This is a genomic window from Brevibacillus fluminis, from assembly GCF_003710825.1.
Classification (GTDB): domain Bacteria; phylum Bacillota; class Bacilli; order Brevibacillales; family Brevibacillaceae; genus Brevibacillus_D; species Brevibacillus_D fluminis.
In genome coordinates this window covers 270,009-290,183 of the sequence record NZ_RHHQ01000003.1, presented here as the reverse complement: position 1 = coordinate 290,183, position 20,175 = coordinate 270,009, and the positions used below count along the sequence as shown (strand labels likewise).

Sequence of the window (20,175 nt, the reverse complement as noted above, 5' to 3'; positions counted from 1 at the left end):
ATTCTTGTTCTTATTTTGTTCCCGTTTCCAGAAAGGGATAAATGTGGTAATATCGACTTAGGTCTTTGGGAGTGTTATGCCCAAAGGCCTTTGTTTTTGCCAAAGTTCGAAACCTGGAGGGAATCGGATGCTGACCTTGTTTACATACGAGAACCAACGCCCAAACCGTACAGTACTTGAGAAATTTGTATTTAAAGGGCGTAAGTATACATACTTGACCGCGACAAAGGCATTGGCTGTTAAAAGAGTTGAGGACGGAGTAATTCCAGATGAACAACTACTGAATGACGAAAAAGGGAACTCAAGGAAATTAGCGCTATTTGCAGAAGTCATACGCGCCTGGACAAAGCGGGAATTCGATCTATCCTCACGTGGTGAAGAAAAAACGATGTTGTTCCGTGCGATGAATGAAGTTTCTAAGGGGGATCCTAAACTTCGAGATTTGCTACGTCACGATTTTCCCTCTTGGATCCGAATTTTATATGATTTAGCTGGGCAAGGTATTGATTTACGCAGTGTAAATTTGCCCGCAGATAAACGTAATCAACTCGTTAATCCTGTAATAGAAACTCATCTGAAGGATATTCAATCATCATTTTACAATATGCTTGATAGGGAAGGGAAAAAGGTGTATGAGGCAGCTGCCAGAGACTATTTATCTACAAGCCCTGTTCCCTTTGACTTGGTTGTTATGGAAGGATTCACCTTCCTAACAGATCTCCAAAAGTGGTTCATTAAGCAGTGCGATGAAAGTGGTAAGGAAGTTGTATTCCTTGTTCCCTACCGAGAACAACAGCAAAAAGCGTATCGGATCATTACGGAAACGTATCAATTTGTTGGAAAGAACCGTTTCAAACTTGATACACCTCTTCTTAGTGATCAGGAAGATATTGCGCATATACAGAAGTATCTCCTACAAACAGGGGAACCGGTGCGATATCCTGCTCCCACAGCGAACGTGATTTTAAGGCAATATGCAAACCGGGACCGTGAGCTTCAAGGGTGTTTAGGTGAATTGAAAGAATGGTTTGAGAGCGGTTTATACGAGCCGAAAGACGTGGCGATCGTGATGCGACGTTCTAAGGAGTTTATTGATCGCCTACGCGACTATATGGCCATGAAACCACTACAATATATTGATAAAGCGAGTGGTCAAAAGAAGAATGTCGAGCTAGCGACCAATCCGAGATTACTGTTGTTAACTCCAATGGGCCGCTTTATTTTGACGCTGTATCAAATTTGGCAGGATAATAAACTTTATCTTGAGTCAAACGAACTGGAGTCCATTATTTCATCTGGGTGGTTAGGTGCCACTGTTCAAGACTCTACCCCGACATTTCGTGCGGTGAAATATCAGTATTTCACTACTTGCAGAACGAAGGATGACTGGGTTAACGTCTTGAACCAATTGAAGCACGATTGTGAAGAAGAAACTATCTTCCGTGTGCCCGTTAAGTTGGCTGATGCTGAGATCATCCGCAAATGGATCGAAGTGATACATCTCCTTGATTCGGTATGCAGTCGTTTGTTCCGACTCGGCGAGAAATCTGTTGCACGACATATTCAAATATTACAAGAAGAATTAAATAAAATGTTACCCAAGGATTTACGCAAGGCGGAGCGGCAGGTATTGGAACATATCCAATCCGTGTTTAAGGATCTGAGTAATTTTTACTCAATCCCCATCACCACTGAAGAGTTTGGCGACGCCATTCATGCCCTGACTAGAGGTCAGAGTGAAGAGGAAGAAGATGATGATCAGGAAATTGACGATGCTAATCCTGCACAGTTGCGTATTGTCACACCGGAAACATTGGATGGCATGCTTTATAAAGCTGTTATTTATGTTGGCTGTGACAATGTACACGCACCCGTCCTGTATCCAGAACCTTGGCCATTCTATACAGACGGCAGAGAACAGCATTTAGCCAAGGAACGGTATATGTTCTTAACGGTAGTTCGAGCTTCAACAGGAAAACTTGTACTTAGCTATTCACAAAGGGATAGCGATCGTTCCTTCCAACCTAGCACGTATATGCAGGAGATAAAAAAGTTACTGGGAACGAAAATGGTAACACAAGGCATTTTGGATACACTTGATTTAGAGCGCTCTCACGATGGGGTCAAAGATGTAAAAGTACGTTCTGCAAAACGTAAGGAATACGGATTGAACGAACTTGCTCAATATGGTCTTTGTCCACTGCGTTACAGGCTTGAGTTGCTCCATCCGGAAGCGAGAATGTACAGAAGTGAATGGCAATTAGAAATTTATGCTCAGGGAATATGGCTACACTATATCTATGGGCTAATGGAGCAAAAAAACGGTACACCCCTTAGAAGAAGAAGGGATGAATTCTTTCAAGATTTGCTGGGATTTATGGAAGAAACAAGAGAAGGTATTAAAAAAATGTTTCCCGCGTTCAGTCCGGTAACATGGCATGCGATTGAATTACAGGTAAAAGGTCAACTTAAAAAATTTAGAGATCTTCGCTATAAATATTTCCGGAAAATTTTTAAAGGCAGCAAAGAGTCGTTGCGTGTAATGTTGGACAATGATCATGAGGAGCGCACAATTAAAATAAACCTAAACATTCCGTTTATGGCTGGCACTGCAAGATTTGATGTTGCAATTCTTGGAGATATCCAAACTGGAGAATGGCTATTACCAGGCGAAGCAGAAGAAAAAGAAAAGAGTAGAGACAAGGAAGAAGGTGAGATCGAGTTGGACGGCGTCCGACTGTTCCGTACCCAATATCAAGCTGTTTCTTGGTGGAGGAACTCGATTCATGCATTTTTCGTAGTCGAGAAGGAACAAAAAGCCGTAGATAATTGGTACACAAATATGTTGGAGATGCATTATGCGAGCATGCCGGAAAAGATCAACCATTTGATAAAAAGTATCGAACAAAACAAGTTTCCCAAACATGCGGGAGAACATTGTACGTCTTGTCCTGTCCGCTTGGAATGTTTAGGAATAGTTGACGAAGAAGGTGAGGTGACGTCATGAGTCTTAAACGTGGAGGTATTGAATTGTCTCAAGAACAGGCCGACATCGTAGATAGCGTCATGCAACCAGACTCGATCACGGTCGTTTCTGCGGGAGCAGGATCTGGAAAGACAAGAACAATGGTTGCTTCAGTTTTACATTTGGTGAGTGAGAAGAATGTAAGCATTGATGATTTTGCGCTGATCACCTTTACCAACAAAGCGACAGACGAAATGCGAGAGCGCCTTGAGAGTGGAGTTCTTGAGCGTATTGAAGAAGCAGAGAAAGCTGGGGATTGGGACCAGCTTTCTCGATGGTTCGAGCAAAAGGAGCGGATCGCCTCAACGTTTATTGGCACGATCCACCGATTTTGTGCAATGTTACTTCGGAATTTTGGATATACAGAGCTTATTGCACACGAGTCTGAGATCATTATGGCGAGTCATTACTTTCAGGCAGCTCTGAAAGACACGATGAACGAAGGATTGGAAGATTCTACAACAAATATTCTGTTTGATACGGAACAAGTTCATTGGGCACCCCATGTTATGGCTGAGCGCTTAAAAAGTTGGTATGAATATATAAGGGGACGCGGAAGGTCTATAACAGAGGTAGCCTCCGAGACGTTAAGACAAAATGAGAATGATGATAATCAGAAGTATCGTAACGCGGTGGCCACTATGCTGGAAAAACTGGAGAACAATTATCGGGAGTTAAAGCGTGAGAAGGGTGGTGTGGATACAAACGATCTTCTACACAAGTGCGCAGCGCTTGTTGAACAACACAAAAATCAAATTGGTCCTTTGGTTGCATCACGATTTCGCTACCTATTTGTGGACGAATTCCAGGATACTGATGAGTTACAAATGAATATCATTCAATCCCTAGCACCTCGATTAAAACATGTCCTTGTAGTAGGAGACCGCAAACAGGCAATTTATGGGTTCCGTGGAGCTGACCATTCAGTCATCCGAAAAATTGCTGAACTGAACAACAAGACACCATTATCGCTAAGTGCGTCACGTAGACCAACTGAACCACTGCATAAAGCACAATCTGTATTGTTCGACAATATGGGACTAAGATATGAATTTTTACAGGAAAAACTGACGCAACCAGACGATGCACATGTTCCAAAGGACTCTCTTGTTCCTTTTCAGTATGAACATGTAAAGACGTTTAAAGACAGACAAGGACCTATCATTGAGCGAATGGTAGGGAAGATTAGAGAATATGTAGGACAGAGAATACATGACAGGCATAAAGGTATACGCCAAGTTGAATATCGCGACATTTGTGTATTGTTCAGGTCAAATTATCAACTTCAGAGTTACCACTCACTCATTCCCTCGGATATCCCGGTTGTAACCGATACGGGAGGTGGATTTTTTCGAAAACCAGAAATCGTGGCCTGTTACCACATGCTGCAGGCTATTCTAAAATACCCAGACGATGTCTCTCTCGATTTAGCTTTAGGAACACCGTTTCTCCCTTTCAATGCACCTAATTCAATATATCGTAATGATGGAACGAATCTGGTATTACGAGATTGGTTCGAGGATGAGGATGACTGCAAGGAATGGTTAAAGGGAATCCGTAATATCCGTAAAAGAATGAAAGTCGATCTCGTACCTCAACTACTTACAAATATGTACGAATTTACGAGGGTTCGGGAATATTACGGGAAAATGGGGAATCTGCAGGCAGTAGCAAACCTCGAAAAATTAGTGATGTGGTCTCGAGAATTGATGAATACCGAGGCCTTAACGTTGCAGCATTTTTTTGATCGTCTGCAAGTAGCTTTACTTACAGGGATGGAAATGGACGAAGCGGATACAGGAATGGAAGATACCAAACCAAATTCTGTTCGTTTTTCTACTGTCCATTCGGCAAAAGGTCTAGAGTATCCAATTGTTATACTCCCTGACATTGGAAGGAGACTGCTGAATGATGAACAGATGCCTACATTCTTTGAAATACCTGGTTGGGGTCTTGATTTAGAATTACCGGGAGGACAAGGTTGTTCTTCAAGTTTTAATGAATGGGTAGACCATTATCGTCAGAATATGTTAGAAGAAGAGGCACGCATTTTTTATGTGGCGGTAACACGCGCAGAACATGTCATTTGTATGATTGGTCATGGATATGACAAGCCTAATCCAATTGGCGATGAAAATTGGTCATGGAAAGATGAAGTTTTGCATGCAGGGGATTCGTTAAAGGGACTTGGGAAGAAAATCGTAAAAATTGATTAAGAAATTAGGGCAGGTCCAAAAATGGACCTGCCCTCTCACAAGTAGGTGTGCAGAGATAATAAAGTGTCAGACCGTTTAATAAAGTATTAGACTGGATAATAAAGTATTAGACCTGCAATCGTTGTTCAACTAAACATGGTCAACCAGTAAAAACTGGCTGACCTCATAATACGAACGGACAGGATAGCATAGTAGACGGAATTTCTAGTTTCCTTGGTTCGTTAATTTGCCATAATGATTGCTATCAGTTGCTAATGGTGAGAACGAACAAAAAAACACCCTTTTTACTTTGCTGGGTTTAGAGGTGGTTTATTTGTTACGATTTTACTGATGAAATATAAAATCATGCAGTATATAAGTGTAACTAAGTTTGTAGATTAGGTGCAAATCACTAATATAGTGGAGTGAGAGATTACATGAATATTTTATTAGAAACTTTTAAAAGGTACATGAATACTCCAAAAATAGGATATGCGCTACATTTGGACGGTCCTTGGGGAAGTGGTAAGACTTATTTTGTGAAAAATGAGCTACAGAAGGTTTTGAAAAAGGATTACCAAGATTTTAAACTTATTTATGTTTCTTTGAATGGAATCAAAGAAGTTAATGAAATTGGGGAGAATGTTTTTTTACAGATTTTATCTCCAACAGCTTCTAAAGGCTACGTTGTAGCAAGAGGAACTGTAAATTTGTTCAAGAACTTGATCCCTTTTGGTAACCCCTCAGACATGGACTTTTCAAATATTGATACTAAAATACAGGAATTTATCAGTAGCAAAAATTTGGATAAAGTTTTATTATGCTTTGATGACCTAGAAAGAATTGATGATTCGCTTTCTATTGAAAGTTTACTTGGTTATATCAATTCTAACTTTATTGAACACAACCATGTAAAGACACTCTTGATTTCAAACTCTGAGGAAATGGAAGAAAAGGCTGAGTTTACTAGATTAAAGGAAAAGGTCATTGGAAGAAGTATTACCTTTTCTATTAAAAACGAACAAGTAATTTATGAAATTTTAAAAAATGACTATTCTAATTTGTATTCTTTCTTTGAAAAAAATAAGGAAGTAATGATTCCGATATTTACGTCCATAGATAAACTTAACCTAAGAACAATAAAATTTGTCTGTGATATATTTAATGAGGTTTTTGAATCCTTAAAAGAAAATGAGGTTTTCAAATCTCTAAAGGAAGAAGAATTATCTGATGAGGCGTTAATTAATATTTTTACGTGCGCTTTGGTTGTAGGTATTGAATATAAAAAAGGAACTATAAAAGACTTAGAAGAAGCGGGAAATAAACTAAATCCATATAACCTTTATTTTAAATCAAGACCAAATGATCAGGAAAAAGCAGAGTCAATACTCTTAATTGGGACTTTTGTAATCAGTAGACATTATGCATATTTTGACTCTATTGCAGAGTTTATAATAACCGGTCATTTTAATTTAGGTAAACTGGTGCAAGAGGTTAAGGACAAATACAACAAAGAAAGTGAAGAAGAAACAAGTCGTAATATAGTTGAGTCCTACTATGACTACGAACTTGAAGAGATAAAAACTTGCACAGAAATTGTAATTTCCGCTATTAAAAATGGCCATTATAGCCCACAACGGTACCCATATCTGTATACAGTATTAAAGGAGATGGTAGACAAAGGTTATGTGGAGATAGGGAATTTATTTGATATTGTTCATAATGGGTTGCTCTATTCTTTAGAAATCAACTTAAAAGACGTATCTCCGGACATAGAGCGTGCCCTAGAACGCTTCTTCTCAGGTAACAAAGATCAAGATTGTAACAGGTTGATTCAAATGATAAAGGAAAAAATGCAGAAATTACGTGAAGATGAAACAATCTCAAATGTAGAGTTATTTGTAAATGCATTAGATAATAGGGATTATAGCAATCTTAGTCAACTAGCAAATACTTTTAGGAGTTCAGCAAACCTTTTTGAACATCTGTGCAAAATATCCTTTGCTAAGCGACTACTCATAATGGGAAACAAGAGCATTGGGCTCTTTAACTCAATCCTTAATGAAATGTATCTGCGAATTATTAACGCTTCTGATTTCCATCATTCAGAAATTCCTTTTATAAAAGAATTAAAAGACAGTTTATTGCAGCAACTTGACTCAAGGGATTTAGATAGACTAAAGAAAGACTTATTGAACGAAGTGATTAAACAATTAGATAAAGTTACAGAACACGTAAATAATAAGAAAGAAGCCTAATTATATTGCTTGGAATAAGGTGTAGACGATAAGAATGGTGTTGGACACTTGATAATTGGTTAGTTGAACTAAAGCTAACTAAATTGGTAATAATAAAAATAATAAGGAGACTTATTGGAATCAATTTAACTAAAACCAGCTAATATCTTGTCAATGTTTATCTCTAAATTTCTTAAAAACCAGATGATATACTAAAGATGCGCATGCCAAATATCCTTCCAGAAAATTAGTGGAAGGCTTTTCTTTTTTTAGCCTCATTTGGGATTTAGGCTAAATCAAGGAAAGATTGTTTGCTTCTTAAAACGGCATAGATCCAATGAAGAAGTTTGTTTACACAAACTATAACTGCCACTCTGTATGGTTTTCCTTCTTCGAGTTTCTTGTCGTAGAATTCTTTTAATCTTTTATTGCAGGAGCGTCTTAGCCCACAAATTACCGCAAGGTACAGAGCGTGTCTAGTCAGCGTTTTTTTGATGAATATCATCATGGGACCGCTTCCTTTGCTCTATTATCCCAAATACATGACCGACGGTTCGCACTGATTTCACTGTCGCTTTGGAGTATGTACTATAGAGATATCCCACAGACTGAGGAGGCTTATCGCCTTCTAACACATTACATTCAAACGGGTGATCGAAGCTTACTGCAGCCTCTTCAGTTGGAGGACCCGATGAATAATCCCTTTATTTATCTTCCCGTCGACGTGGAGGAAAACGACGTTTCACCGGAGTTGCTTGCTAAAATCAGTTCCTTGCGGGAGCAAAGGCTGAAGGACTATATGCTCGCCGTCAATGAATTAAGAGATCTGACAGATGCGGTACCGTCAGAGCCGGTGAAGGCGCCAGCTCCCGTTACAGGAAAAAACCACCCTTGTCCGTGCGGAAGTGGCAAGAAATATAAGGTGTGCTGCATGGCGAAGACGCCGGAGCCGATTTCGCATTTCTTCCTGCCCCGAGCCGGCAGTGGAGATCGGTTGCAGTTTACACAGGACTTTGAAGCGGCGAACGGCGGCGACCAGGCTGCGCAATTTCGTTTATACAATCATTACTGGGAAGGAAAGACGGTTAAGCGAAATGTAAAGGAAGCGCTGAGATGGCTGGAGCTTTCGGCGGATGCGGGTTACGGCGAAGCGGCCCATCAACTGGGCGTCATCCACAAGAACGGCGCGGGTGTGCCTAAGGATTATGGTAAGGCTGTACACTGGCTGTCGAAGGCCGCGGGGCAAGGGAATTCGCTTTCTCAAAGCATTCTAGGTGTCCAGAGTTAATAAAGTTTTAGACTAAATAATATAGTATTAGACTGAATAATAAAGTTGTAGACTGGCAGTTGAGTTAAGCTAACGGGCAGGATAATGATAATCAGGTATAGAAATAACTGCTTAATATGGTTACCAGTTACAACTTGGTAGCAATGACATGAGATTAAGGTGAGTGACAAATCCGTGGATAAAGCAACAGAGAAAAAAGTAAGTGAACTTATAAAGAAAAGGCTTGCTTTATCTTTAAAACCATTTGGTTTTATCAGGACCAAACCAACTTTTTATACGAGGATTAAGCAGGATCGAATTGAATTTATTCATTTACATAAGTTTTCTTTTGATTCGAGTTTCAGAGTGCACGTAGGAGTCCGATTCTTGGCCGATTCTTTTGAAGCAGTTGCATTAAATGGAATAGATAGTGACTTTTTAAGACCCGAATTTAGTTTTGGATTCACACAAGATGACGGATCTGTAAATCATTGTGTAAGTGAATTGATGAGATTTTTGCAATCTTTTGGATTTAATTGGTTTGAGGAGTGGTCCAATCCACATACGTTGTTAAATGCCGAAAACTCACCAATTAAAGGTTTTGTAGATGAATATTTTCGATTTTGCAAAGGTGAAATCAATGAGGAATCGTTAAATAAAAGTTATAGAATTTTAGGTATTAAAAGGTAAAGGTTCGAGGGAGGATCTATTAAGCTAACGAGTACGATAGTTGAACAAACACAAATTGAGGCTGCTGGTGTTAATGCCGGCAGCCTTTGCTTATCTAACGGGCGGTTTAGTTTCAATATGTGATAATGTTAGTTTCTGTAAGACCAATAAATTAACAAGGGATATCCAAGGTGATATAAATGAGTTTAACCCACGAGTTTTTTCTTATTAGCAACGATTTTGATTTGAATTACAGATATGAATGGTACAGAACTAATCGGTATACATGGGATGAAAAGTCTGAAGTGTCAGATGATATTATCCAGTACATGATGGACTTCTTGAACTGGTTACCTTCATATAACCCCGAAACAAAAGAAAGTGACAAGGGGTTAAATTACTATGGGGTAACTGTTATTAATAAGCCAGGGGCAGAGAAGCTAATAAAGATATTAGGTAAGTGGCTTAAATTAATCGAAGAAGCACCAGACACATTTAGTATAAGAGGAGATATCGTTTGGAAAGAAGAGGAGAATGAAGAAGGCTACTGGGAGCAAACGAGAAATCGGATGAAGCGAGAAACAATGCAAAGTGAATTAGAAAATTTGATTGGCTTAGCTGTTAAAGCTTCAAACAATAATCAATTTATTATTCATTTCGGAATCTAAGTACAACCGACGTTTCATTAAAGTAACGAGTACAATTATTCAATAAACGACACCGAAATACTTCTTTAAGAACTACCGGTATCGATTGGTAGGAGGTTTCTTCTTTGAGTGACGATAAGAATATGTACGATTGTCCACTTTTACTACGCTCGCTTTGGATGGGGGATTGCTACGATATTAATGCAGTTCTTGAACAGATGGTTAATAAGTCGATTCTTAAGTCATTAGAATCTGAAATTGGAAAGCCAATTGACCTATCTCAAGCTGCTATTATATGTCCCGATTGCAGTCACTATAACTTTAAGGAATAGTTTCTGCTTACACTAACGGGATCGATAGCGTGGTTTTGTAATTAGTCGGATTAGTGGAGGAGATGAATTTGAACTTAGAGAACCAGGAAATGCTTTTCAGTATTTTCCACGATGGTGGTATAGAAGACATTAAGGAATCCGTTGATGGGATTGAATTTACCGTCGACATAATGTATCTCGCCGAACGAATTAAGCCTCAGTTTAGAAGCATTATCATAAAACTTATTTATCCTGCTGAGTTGTACTTAGAAGACGTTGACACGAAAGAGATAATTCAAGACTTTAAAGAACTAAACAAACTTGATATTGAAATCTTGAAGACAGATATTAGTGAGGATAAGGTAAAGATATTTTGCAGTGTCGACGGAGGGCAGTCCTTCGGATATCTTAACGTTAAGGCAAGTGAAATTAACATTTATGACCCTGAGCGTAATCCGAGTTCACTTGAAGACTTAAAAATAATTTGCAAAAATTATTGGGATAACTTTAGACATCGCGATTGCTGATTATTCAGTTAACGAGATCAATAGTTCAAAAATCCAAACATAAAGGTAGCCTTAACGACCGGCTGCCTTTTCTACGCTAACGGGCAGGATAACCCCAATAAACCCAGTTCCTGGAAGGGTTTTTCCCGCACAATCACGAATGCTTGTGGAATAATTAACCAAGTAGGGAGTAACAGTTAATGAAGATTGTTGTGACTGGCGGAGCGATAATAAGGGATAGTAAGGGCAGAATCTTATTACAGCAGAGATCTGATTACGGAGATTGGGGATTGCCAGGTGGAGGCATGAATCCCGGTGAGACTATACAAGAGACAATGATCCGAGAAGTTTTTGAGGAAACAGGATTAACTGTTAAGGACTGTGAATTGTACGCAATATATAGCGGACCTAGAATGGAATACACCTACCCCGATGGTAACAAGGTTGTTTTCGTCATGTTTCTATTTAATGCTATGACTAATTACAATGAGCATTTATCAGGAAATGGGGATACGATACTATTTCAGGATGATCTTTGCGAATCGTTGAAATTACAGTTCTGGAATATAGATGATATCTCACTGGATCAAATAAACAAAGTCCAAAGACCAGTCTTTGAAGATTTGCTTAATGGAAATATAGATATACTTAGAGTTTGAAACACTAGTTCGTTGAACTAAAGGGATCGACAGAGCAATAAATATAAAGAGAGACTGTCGGTGATTGATCAATCGGTAGCCTACCTTTCTTTAAAAGGGTGGTAATATGCTATCACATGAAGAAGTCAAAGTTTATTATATTGGATATTGCATTCACTTCTTTAAAAAAGAACAAGTGGTAGCTTGGGCTGACTCAATGATTGTTAAACTCAATTTGACTGAGATTCCCCAGCAATTATTTGATCTCTCCATGGTGAGAAGAGCAGAAGATATACCAAACATTCTTTTAGGTATGTGTTATGAAGCTGGTGAAGAAAATGTTTTAAGTCAGGTGGTTGGAATCATTGCAGAGAGTTACTTCTCTGGAGAATTAACCATGGAAGATGTTTGCAATTATCTTTATCGTCTCTCCAATTATGTTGGGCATGATCATAAGTGGCATAGCTATCTCTATAGATTGACAGGTGATTATGAGTTGGCACTAGATGGAATCTTTCCTGATCTAGAGCAGTATCAAAAAAATATAGAAAAGTTCCTTAAGGAAAACCTGGCAATTGAATAGTAGGGAAATACCATTCCTAAATTGTAAATCGAAGTATGTGGGTTATATCCTCACTATTGAACAAACGGAGATCGATAGTTCAACAATAGGTTCCTTATTAAACGCATAGAAGGATGATGATGTAAAATGTCAGAAAGCATTTATAAAGATTGGCCTTCCGATGAACATGCGAGATGGATCAAAATGGGGCATTTCTTCGGCAAGACACTAATGGATGAAGTTAAAGAATACGCAAAAGAGAGAATTAATGCTAATTGCACTATGGAGGAAAAACAAACTGCTGAAAAAGCTATTAGTGATACCTTGTATGGTTTTATGATGCTATTAGATGGAGTTATTGACAGTAGAATCGATAAGGATCATGGCGTTGAATTTGCATTGGTTGCAAGAGTATTTGATCAAAATACAAGAGAATATCTAGAAGAAATCGAATTGGCCCCAGACGGTGATGGTTTATGCATGGGTATTCATATGTGGGAAGATGGAGAATTTGAATGACTTGTTGTTAGACTACGGGGATCGATAGTTCAAAAATACGACGGCAGCCGCTAACGAACGGCTGTCGTTTTCCGTTGAAGTATCGGGCAGTTTATAATCTTACGCATCAATTCCGTGGGAATATAACGGCAACAAATCGAAAGATCCTATGTTCTATAATTAAGACGAAGCGGAGGTCAAAATGAATGGAGGATTATATGAATGAATAATAAATTAAGCGACAACAGCACAAGGGCAATGGAAATATTAAATCGAATGTTTTCAGCCGAAATGGAATTTATGCGTTCGGATGGAAATGACTTCAGCGGTCTTAAATCTGCGTTTCACCCCGATATCGTTGTTCATGAGCCTGCATCTCTTCCTTATCCGGGGGATTGGAGTGGTTATGAAGAACTCGGAAGCCTCTTTAATACTATGCATAATACGTGGAGTTCCATGAACGTCGAGAACATGGTTGCTACACTAGATGGTGACACCCTTTTTATGGGGTGTACTTTAGTGGCTAAGGCAAGACAATCTGAAAAAGAAGTTCGATTACCTTTCGCTCAAATCTTAAAAATTAAGGACGATTTAGTTATCGAAGCATTTCCTTATTATTTCGATACTGCTTTAATTAACGCAGCACTTGGTCATTCAGAATATAATAAATAAGACAAAGCTTTACGCTAACGGGATCGATAGTTCAATAATAGGTTCCTTATTAAAAGCATAGAAGGATGATGATGTAAAATATCAGAAAGCATTTATAAAGATTGGCCATCCGATGAACATGCGAGATGGATCAAAATGGGGAATTTCTTCGGCATGACACTAATGGATGAAGTTAAAGGATACGCAAAAGAGAGAATTAATGCTAATTGCACTTTGGAGGAAAAACAAACTGCTGAAAAAGCTATTAGTGATACCTTGTATGGTTTTATGATGCTATTAGATGGAGTTATTGACAGTAGAATCGATAAGGATCATGGCGTTGAATTTGCATTGGTTGCAAGAGTATTTGATCAAAATACAAGAGAATATCTAGAAGAAATCGAATTGGCCCCAGACGGTGATGGTTTATGCATGGGGATTCATATGTGGGAAGATGGAGATTTTGAATAGACTTGTTGTCAAGCTAACAGGTACGATAGTTCAATATTATGGGGGAGGGCTGCCGCGTTACAGCCCTTGTCTACGCTATGGGACAGGATAGTCTAAGTTACTTCGCGAATACCTCAGTTAAATGAAATACCGGGAATATTCAAAGAATAACAATAAAACCAATTAAAAGCTCTTTAATAAATCATAAGGATGGACGATTATGAGTGCTTGGAGGAGAAAGGGATTAGAATTGTTCTACGATATAAGATTTAGTTTCATAGGCAGGGATGATACGGTTTATTCATTAATATTTGAACTTAGAAACAGGGTTGTTAAGTCCCATTTGAATAATGATGATGAAGATCTTGATAAAATCTATAACTACGCTGAATGGTGTTTTTATCAATATCGAAGAAGTAATTATTTAAATAACGCCATCTGTGTTGGGTTTTATGAACATTTAGTTGAGGATGAAATAACTCGGAGAGCAATACCTTACAGAATTAAACCGGACATTTTCGAGAGTGTTATGACTTTATTTGAATGGATGTTACGGAAACAAAAGGGGCTCTATGAAGAATTAGTTGAAGAATATAATAAAATTAATAACACTGATTTTGTTATTTAATTCGAAGATAGCCAGTTTTTCATAAAGAATTGAACTAACGGGTTCGTTAGTTCAATGAGGCAGTCTACAACTTTATTATTCGAATTTAACTTATGAAACAATACAATACGACATCGAGTCTAATACTATTTATAAATATCTTGGCGATTAAAATGACCGGATTCCTTGATAGATAAGGAGTGCCGGTCTAATACTTTATTATCACTGAACACTAGGAGTCATGTACCGGGAAGGTTGGGGCGTGAAGCGCGATTACGCGAAGGCGATCGAATTATTCGAGCAATCGGGCGATGATCATGCGTTATCAAACCTAGGGTATATGTACCAAACCGGTCAAGGGGTGAAGCAGGATTCGGAGAAAGCCTATTTCTATTACATACAGGCCGCTGAAAAAGGAGATAACAACGCGCAGTACAACATCGCAATGGTCTTTCTATCAGGCCAGGGCATGGAAAGGAACCTTGATCTTGCCGAGCATTATCTCAAGGCAGCAACCGCCCAAGGAAATGAGGAAGCAGCGGTGATATTAACTGAGCTACGCAAGTATACTTGCCAGCCTTCTTATTTGTCTATGCTTCGGGTAAGAGCCCAGATTACACCAGCGCAGCGAGTGCTTCTTCAGGCGTTTAGAGACTTATAAGCTTGTCGGTTAAAGGGGGGGAGTTATAGAAAGCCAAGTTTGTTGTAACAATCGAAAGAAGGTTTTATAAATCTCTTGATTATTTTTACGCAAACATATAATGTAGCAAGTTTTCTTACTTCCGATAACGTTATGTTATTGGAAGTTTGTTTTTATATCTGTCGATATATCTTGTCGGATGATCTGTACGTTGTACTGATCATACTAGACGTAACTCATTTTGCTTTACGAACTTGTCTTTCTTACAGGAAAAATAGTATAGTTAAATCAACTTCTATTAGCGATCCTTTTCCCAAAAGGTGCCTGAGTGACTAAATCCTCCTACTGGTCAAATTAGGGTCCCCCAAGACTCTTATAATTTCTGACACCCCCCATTCTCCGTGTTGGAAAAATTGCCTACCAATGTTCTTTGTGTCCCTTTTTTTAGAAGGTATTGACTGTTGAAACGTACCTTAGTGTGGTTCCAAGCATTTTGTGGCGTAGTTGTCGTTGGATTACACGTATGCTGACTCCCTCTTTTTGCATTAAATAAGCCATTGTATGCCTCAAGCAATGAGCTGATACTTCCTTTTTAATACCTGCTTGCTTACTTAGCGTTTTGAGAAGGTTGTTAAGGGTGTCATTTCTATAGGGAGCATTATTTTTGTGGAATATGATGGAGTTATTTTTTTCTTTCCATTGTACGAAGTGTGGGTGGAACAAATATCTAGCCATCTCATCAGCTAAATTATCGGTCATATAAACAGTATTTGCATTTGTTTTTTGGCCTTTGTCAACGTAGATGACGTTTCGCTCGAAGTCTATTTGATCATAAGTTAGACTCCGCAGTTCGCTATTTCGGAGTCCAGTGGTTAAAAGTAAGAGGACGATTACATAATATTGTCTGGTAAATGGATCGGCTTTCAATGCAACTTGAAGAAGTTGTTCTGATTCCTTGAGAGAGAGTGCCCTATTATAAATTTTTCTCTGATAGTACGGATTATGAAAAGAGGAAACGGGATTTACCTTGATCAACCCAGATGCCTTTAAGAACCCAAAAAAATTGCGTAATGCAACGATTGTACTAAAAAGGACACCATGTGAAGCATTCTTTTGTTCTTTTAAGTATCTGATAAATCCACGGAGAAATTCCTCATCTATACTACTATATTCCTGTGTTGGCTTATAAAAGTAAAATTGATCAAAATTCAAACAACCTGTGAATCCGCTTTGTAGGATATATTCCTCTAATTTTTTCAACTCAGTCGTATATTGTTGAATTGATCTTGGACTCAGGGGAATGTAAGTTTTCCAGTAAAGATAATATTTAGATGTCAGTATTATGCTCATGATGAGTACCCAGCCTTTCTTGAATGGTTTTATATTCGCTTTTGGCAAAAGGGTGCTGCTCAATAGCGGTTTTCAACTGATGATCGAATAAATTTAAATATACAATCGTAGAACCGATCGACTTATGACCCAACAATTTCGAAAGGGTGTAGATGTCAATACCAGATTCGAGACCATAAATAGCGAAGCTATGACGGAACGAATGGGGTGAAAACCATTCTTTTTGATGCTCAGGGATTGATTTGGCTTGATTAACAAGTGATTTTACCATAAATTGTATGGTTCGGCTGGAAAGAGGATTTCTTCCCAAGTTATTTGAAAAGATATAGAGATTTTTATACGTTTCTGCAGGTAGTGTTTCTCTTAAATAAGAGTACTTAAAAGAAATATAGTCTTGTAGCAGAGTAAGAGCTAATTTTGTTATTTTTCGTGGAACTTTTGTTTCATCGTCTCCCTTTGGAATGATATAAACCGTTTGGGTATCTTCGGCAATATCTCCAATCTGTAAGTGTAATAGTTCGTTTAATCGTAAACCGGTCCCAAGGAAGGTCCATATGATGGTAGAATTCCTGTGACCATCGCGACTCATCTGAGAAAGACTCAACATTTCAGCCAACTGGATTTTGCTAAAGCCTTTTTGAAGATCGTCTTTTCTCCATTTCATTTTCAACAATGGCTTCAGATCATCTAACAGTTTTAAGTTAAACCGTCGAGAAATAGCTGAGAAAAATGTGCGTAAGAAAGCGCATTTTTTAGCCTTCGTATTCGGATTCGTTGAACGACTAATATATTCAAGAAGTAGTGTGGAAGTGGAAGCTTCGATAAGTTGGGGATCTGCCCCTAAATGTGCGTAAGTGAAGGAACTAAGGCTTTTCACTTCAGAAAGATAGGTTCGTTTGGAAGATGCACTTAATGCCAAAAACGTGGGACATGTAAGAAAATAATCAACGGCGTCCCTATAGGTGATCTCACAATTGGATGGGGTTGAATCATCTACTGTAATTCCTGAGGAGTGAAGAGCCTTCATAAATGTTTCATGTCCAAATTCCGATAGAACTTTTTGGAGTAATCGGTTTAGCCTCGAAAGGTCAGGTGGCCGGTTTTTGGTTATTGGCATCACATTTCCTCCTCAAAATAAGATAATCGATCAATCGCATCCGTAAGTTCTGTTCCCGAACGGTGAATGTAAAGAGAAGTGGTTTCCGGTCTTTCATGTCTCGCTAGTTTCATCAATAGCTGTGGTGGACAGGCCAGTTCTGATAATTTCGTGACAAATGTATGACGGAATAGATATAACCCACCAGGATAGTTCCAGTTTGCCATCAGTGAAAGGACCTTGTATATTCCGTATAATTTGTATTTAAACGTCCTTGGATTAGAATGGAAGAGATAACGACCATCTAGATGGCTAACCTTAATTACTTTTTGAAATAAGGTATATATTTCATCAGGAATGGGGAGTTGATGGGACTTTTTCGATTTACCCTCCACAATCAACGATCTTGTTTCAAGATTTACGTCATTCCAAGAGAGTTGACAAACTTCCATGGGACGTAATCCAAGGTAAAGCATAAGACCAAAGGCAAGTTGAAAGTGTTCAGGTTGATCTGAATAGATGCACAACAGATTGAAAAAAGTGGAAAGTTCCGCATCGGTTGGAATCTCCCTGTAATGATATTTTTTATTTGTACGAATGGGAGATGTTCCAATTGTAATATCCTTAGAGATCAACTTCTTTTGAAACAGATAAGCAAAAAAAGCCCGAGTGATGTAATATATGATGCTTGCGTGTACGATATCGAAATCTTTGTTTTTCACCTTTCGGAGTAGTACGGTTCGATACTCTTCAAGATGCTCTTGACAGACTTGATATAGTGGAACGTAATGGGACTCATATTTCTGAAATTGCACATATACTGTACACAGATACTCAAGAAACATCTTTAGAAAGTTTGCAGTCCTTTTAATTGCAGCTTGCATGTCTCCAAGATGGGCGAGGTGGTCGAGATATTTTTTTACTAATGGGTGTAATTGTTCTTCCATTCGTTTTTTTACTTTCCCTTTGAGATGTATTGGTGGTTGAAAAGGAAAACACCTTTTATAAAGATCGCGTAATTTCTTAGCCTGATTTTCTGAAATGTCTCGATCTTTTATATATGAAGAAAAGAACTCTGGAGGAATGGCTTCGCATTCTATTTGGGTGGATTGTTTACAGTAATTTATGAAATCTACGACAGTCACACAAATAGTGAAAAAATAATATGGTTCGTTGTGTTTCTTGGAAGACAAATATTTACGAATGATTTTTGATTCGATTTTAGGATAAACGACATTTTCTAAGATCCAGAGATTAATACCTAAGGAGCCAATATGTGTCTGATCTTCAAACGAGATAGCGTGAAGGGAACTCATCAATTCCAACACCTTTTCAAACGTGATCTGTTGAATATCATTATAGTCAAAAGCTTGAATTTCCAATCGTTCTTGCGAAAGTTCTTTCGTAGAAGGAGCATTCCACGAAAATAATTTCGTCCCATTCCAAAGATCCGGGGAAGTAATTGATGCAAACTTGTCTTGATCTTTCAAGCCATCTGTAATATCCATCTCAAATACACTCTCCTGACTTAACCATCTGCCAACATTCTTGAAAGGACGTGGGGTTTTATGGTTGTATTTTTTGATAAGCATTGTGATCTTTTTGACCTTGATATAGTGCTAAACCCCATAAATAGTGGATAGGTTGTTATGTAGTAATGTTTTTACGGGTAATAACAGAGTGTACAGAAATAAGAAAGCACTGTTTATAGTGCTTCAATGATAAATGAAGTGGAATTATTTATTCTGATTTTGGTGATTCCAAATGGACAATCCAAAATCATTGAATGATTACGCGTATCTCTTCATGAAAGATAAGATATCTGAAGAGTATTATGTAAAGAAACACCCAACTAACTCGAAGAAACTCTCATGGCCAGAAACAAAAGATATTTTCAAGAATTCTGCTTTAGCTTTTCAGTACTTGCGCACTTTTAAAACGCCAGGATATAGAAGAAAAGCTTTAAGTGAGTCAATGGGAATGAATGCAACTCAATTAGAATATCTATTTAAATCCGGAACCACTACCGCAACTGACTTGCTGAGGGACACTAATCGAAGATTTGATCCAAATTTGTTAGCGCGGTACGCTATTGTTCATCGATCAACTTATTCAATAGCAAATGCGGTTCATATCAGTAGTCAGTGGGATTTCCATGTCTTCGATCATTTGGGTGAATGCACGATAACTAGTAAGGAATTAACTCAGATTGCCACAGTAAAAGAGGATGAAGCCTGGTCCATTAACGGATATATTTTAACAATGAAGGGTCAAGGTGACGTGTATTTAAGAATTGAGAAAAAAGCAGGAATTGTTGTTGTGGACTTAATGAATCCTAGTAAAGGAACGTTCGATAGTATTAGTAGTGTACTTTTATCAATAAGACAGAATTGGTATTTTCTTGAGCTTCCATCCTTTGTGATAGGTCATATGTTTTACGTTTTTATAAGTGGGGCGGAACAGGGGGAGCTGATCAGCTTTATCAAGAGTCAATTTGGAGGGAGACCTTGTTTCAAATTAACCACTATTTATAGTGGCTCCAAATAATAGAGCGAAATTAAGGAGAACCTCTTAACATTGTTGTTAAGAGGATTTCTTTTATTTGGAGGAGATCGAATGAAAATAATGATAACTGTCAACGAACTTTCGGAACAAATAGGGGTTTCAACAGATTCTATCTATGCAATGGTGCGTGAAAATCAAATTCCACATGTAAGGATTAGAAGGAGAATATTATTCCATAAGGAAACAATTGAGAGGTGGTTGATGAGGGAAGTATAACGCGACGATGAAATTTCAAATATTGGGAATAAAGGGAGTTAAGAT

Annotated in this window: 19 protein-coding genes and 1 pseudogene; 16 read left to right on the top strand and 4 right to left on the bottom strand. The window is 38.2% G+C overall.

The features are described 5' to 3' along the window. Positions 1-127 precede the first annotated feature (127 nt). The 3 genes from EDM56_RS02115 (at position 128) to EDM56_RS02105 (ending at position 7,478) form a co-directional block, all read left to right on the top strand. Positions 128-3,007 (top strand): PD-(D/E)XK nuclease family protein, encoded by a 2,880-nt coding sequence (locus tag EDM56_RS02115; RefSeq protein ID WP_122916217.1) that lies wholly within the window; start codon positions 128-130, stop codon positions 3,005-3,007. Beyond that, on the top strand, positions 3,004-5,241 hold the full coding sequence (locus tag EDM56_RS02110; protein ID WP_122916216.1) for a UvrD-helicase domain-containing protein: 2,238 nt from the start codon (positions 3,004-3,006) through the stop codon (positions 5,239-5,241). The genes EDM56_RS02115 and EDM56_RS02110 overlap by 4 nt, the downstream gene beginning before the upstream one ends. A 416-nt stretch (positions 5,242-5,657) precedes the next feature. Continuing rightward, positions 5,658-7,478, top strand: coding sequence for a P-loop NTPase family protein (locus EDM56_RS02105; protein WP_122916215.1), 1,821 nt, complete (start codon positions 5,658-5,660; stop codon positions 7,476-7,478). A 265-nt stretch (positions 7,479-7,743) separates the two neighbouring features. Here the strand turns inward: EDM56_RS02105 and EDM56_RS31760 are convergent. Beyond that, positions 7,744-7,935 (bottom strand): annotated as a pseudogene (locus EDM56_RS31760) (IS110 family transposase); the annotation flags it as partial. 213 nt (positions 7,936-8,148) lie between these two features. Between EDM56_RS31760 and EDM56_RS02095 the strand changes: the two are divergent. The 11 genes from EDM56_RS02095 (at position 8,149) to EDM56_RS02040 (ending at position 14,924) form a co-directional block, all read left to right on the top strand. Beyond that, entirely contained in the window at positions 8,149-8,745 is a 597-nt protein-coding gene (locus EDM56_RS02095; RefSeq protein WP_183192254.1) for a tetratricopeptide repeat protein, read from the top strand. A 174-nt stretch (positions 8,746-8,919) separates the two neighbouring features. Beyond that, on the top strand, positions 8,920-9,414 hold the full coding sequence (locus EDM56_RS02090; protein WP_122916213.1) for a hypothetical protein: 495 nt from the start codon (positions 8,920-8,922) through the stop codon (positions 9,412-9,414). Positions 9,415-9,593: 179 nt separating this feature from the next. Next, on the top strand, positions 9,594-10,061 hold the full coding sequence (locus EDM56_RS02085) for a coagulation factor 5/8 type-like protein (RefSeq protein ID WP_122916212.1): 468 nt from the start codon (positions 9,594-9,596) through the stop codon (positions 10,059-10,061). A gap of 379 nt (positions 10,062-10,440) precedes the next feature. Next, positions 10,441-10,878: a hypothetical protein gene (locus EDM56_RS02075; protein ID WP_122916210.1), complete on the top strand. Its 438-nt coding sequence runs from the start codon at positions 10,441-10,443 to the stop codon at positions 10,876-10,878. 179 nt (positions 10,879-11,057) lie between these two features. Continuing rightward, the gene (locus EDM56_RS02070) at positions 11,058-11,516 is read left to right on the top strand and encodes an NUDIX domain-containing protein (RefSeq protein WP_122916209.1); all 459 of its coding nucleotides are present in this window, start codon (positions 11,058-11,060) and stop codon (positions 11,514-11,516) included. Positions 11,517-11,622: 106 nt separating this feature from the next. Next, positions 11,623-12,078 (top strand): hypothetical protein, encoded by a 456-nt coding sequence (locus EDM56_RS02065; protein WP_122916208.1) that lies wholly within the window; start codon positions 11,623-11,625, stop codon positions 12,076-12,078. 126 nt (positions 12,079-12,204) lie between these two features. Then, on the top strand, positions 12,205-12,576 hold the full coding sequence (locus tag EDM56_RS02060) for a hypothetical protein (protein WP_122916207.1): 372 nt from the start codon (positions 12,205-12,207) through the stop codon (positions 12,574-12,576). A 201-nt stretch (positions 12,577-12,777) separates the two neighbouring features. Beyond that, positions 12,778-13,227 carry a nuclear transport factor 2 family protein gene (locus EDM56_RS02055; protein WP_122916206.1) on the top strand — a complete coding sequence of 150 codons (450 nt, stop codon included), beginning with the start codon at positions 12,778-12,780 and terminating at the stop codon, positions 13,225-13,227. A 153-nt stretch (positions 13,228-13,380) separates the two neighbouring features. Continuing rightward, positions 13,381-13,677, top strand: coding sequence for a hypothetical protein (locus tag EDM56_RS02050; RefSeq protein ID WP_148040348.1), 297 nt, complete (start codon positions 13,381-13,383; stop codon positions 13,675-13,677). Positions 13,678-13,876: 199 nt separating this feature from the next. Further along, on the top strand, positions 13,877-14,284 hold the full coding sequence (locus tag EDM56_RS02045; RefSeq protein WP_122916204.1) for a DUF7674 family protein: 408 nt from the start codon (positions 13,877-13,879) through the stop codon (positions 14,282-14,284). Between the two features lie 220 nt (positions 14,285-14,504). Continuing rightward, complete coding sequence (locus tag EDM56_RS02040) at positions 14,505-14,924, top strand: tetratricopeptide repeat protein (RefSeq protein ID WP_122916203.1); 420 nt, start codon at positions 14,505-14,507, stop codon at positions 14,922-14,924. Between the two features lie 423 nt (positions 14,925-15,347). On the opposite strand, the gene EDM56_RS02035 is transcribed toward EDM56_RS02040, so the two are convergent. The 3 genes from EDM56_RS02035 to EDM56_RS02025 are packed head-to-tail and all read right to left on the bottom strand — an operon-like array spanning position 15,348 to position 18,857. Next, positions 15,348-16,253 (bottom strand): tyrosine-type recombinase/integrase, encoded by a 906-nt coding sequence (locus EDM56_RS02035; protein ID WP_122916202.1) that lies wholly within the window; start codon positions 16,251-16,253, stop codon positions 15,348-15,350. After that, positions 16,231-17,370: a tyrosine-type recombinase/integrase gene (locus tag EDM56_RS02030; RefSeq protein ID WP_122916201.1), complete on the bottom strand. Its 1,140-nt coding sequence runs from the start codon at positions 17,368-17,370 to the stop codon at positions 16,231-16,233. The genes EDM56_RS02035 and EDM56_RS02030 overlap by 23 nt, the downstream gene beginning before the upstream one ends. After that, the gene (locus tag EDM56_RS02025; protein WP_183192252.1) at positions 17,370-18,857 is read right to left on the bottom strand and encodes a tyrosine-type recombinase/integrase; all 1,488 of its coding nucleotides are present in this window, start codon (positions 18,855-18,857) and stop codon (positions 17,370-17,372) included. Before EDM56_RS02025 ends, EDM56_RS02030 begins: the two co-directional genes overlap by 1 nt. A 256-nt stretch (positions 18,858-19,113) precedes the next feature. Between EDM56_RS02025 and EDM56_RS02020 the strand changes: the two genes are divergently transcribed. Continuing rightward, on the top strand, positions 19,114-19,896 hold the full coding sequence (locus EDM56_RS02020; protein ID WP_122916199.1) for a hypothetical protein: 783 nt from the start codon (positions 19,114-19,116) through the stop codon (positions 19,894-19,896). Between the two features lie 69 nt (positions 19,897-19,965). Further along, positions 19,966-20,130 (top strand): helix-turn-helix domain-containing protein, encoded by a 165-nt coding sequence (locus EDM56_RS02015; RefSeq protein ID WP_122916198.1) that lies wholly within the window; start codon positions 19,966-19,968, stop codon positions 20,128-20,130. Positions 20,131-20,175: the final 45 nt, after the last annotated feature.

Coding starts and splice junctions, on each gene's coding strand:
- EDM56_RS02115 (WP_122916217.1), top strand. CDS start 128: ATGCTGACCTTGTTTACATACGAGAACCAACGCCCAAACCGTACAGTA.
- EDM56_RS02110 (WP_122916216.1), top strand. CDS start 3,004: ATGAGTCTTAAACGTGGAGGTATTGAATTGTCTCAAGAACAGGCCGAC.
- EDM56_RS02105 (WP_122916215.1), top strand. CDS start 5,658: ATGAATATTTTATTAGAAACTTTTAAAAGGTACATGAATACTCCAAAA.
- EDM56_RS02095 (WP_183192254.1), top strand. CDS start 8,149: ATGAATAATCCCTTTATTTATCTTCCCGTCGACGTGGAGGAAAACGAC.
- EDM56_RS02085 (WP_122916212.1), top strand. CDS start 9,594: ATGAGTTTAACCCACGAGTTTTTTCTTATTAGCAACGATTTTGATTTG.
- EDM56_RS02070 (WP_122916209.1), top strand. CDS start 11,058: ATGAAGATTGTTGTGACTGGCGGAGCGATAATAAGGGATAGTAAGGGC.
- EDM56_RS02065 (WP_122916208.1), top strand. CDS start 11,623: ATGCTATCACATGAAGAAGTCAAAGTTTATTATATTGGATATTGCATT.
- EDM56_RS02060 (WP_122916207.1), top strand. CDS start 12,205: ATGTCAGAAAGCATTTATAAAGATTGGCCTTCCGATGAACATGCGAGA.
- EDM56_RS02055 (WP_122916206.1), top strand. CDS start 12,778: ATGAATAATAAATTAAGCGACAACAGCACAAGGGCAATGGAAATATTA.
- EDM56_RS02050 (WP_148040348.1), top strand. CDS start 13,381: ATGACACTAATGGATGAAGTTAAAGGATACGCAAAAGAGAGAATTAAT.
- EDM56_RS02045 (WP_122916204.1), top strand. CDS start 13,877: ATGAGTGCTTGGAGGAGAAAGGGATTAGAATTGTTCTACGATATAAGA.
- EDM56_RS02040 (WP_122916203.1), top strand. CDS start 14,505: ATGTACCGGGAAGGTTGGGGCGTGAAGCGCGATTACGCGAAGGCGATC.
- EDM56_RS02035 (WP_122916202.1), bottom strand. CDS start 16,253: ATGAGCATAATACTGACATCTAAATATTATCTTTACTGGAAAACTTAC.
- EDM56_RS02030 (WP_122916201.1), bottom strand. CDS start 17,370: ATGCCAATAACCAAAAACCGGCCACCTGACCTTTCGAGGCTAAACCGA.
- EDM56_RS02025 (WP_183192252.1), bottom strand. CDS start 18,857: ATGGATATTACAGATGGCTTGAAAGATCAAGACAAGTTTGCATCAATT.
- EDM56_RS02020 (WP_122916199.1), top strand. CDS start 19,114: ATGGACAATCCAAAATCATTGAATGATTACGCGTATCTCTTCATGAAA.
- EDM56_RS02015 (WP_122916198.1), top strand. CDS start 19,966: ATGAAAATAATGATAACTGTCAACGAACTTTCGGAACAAATAGGGGTT.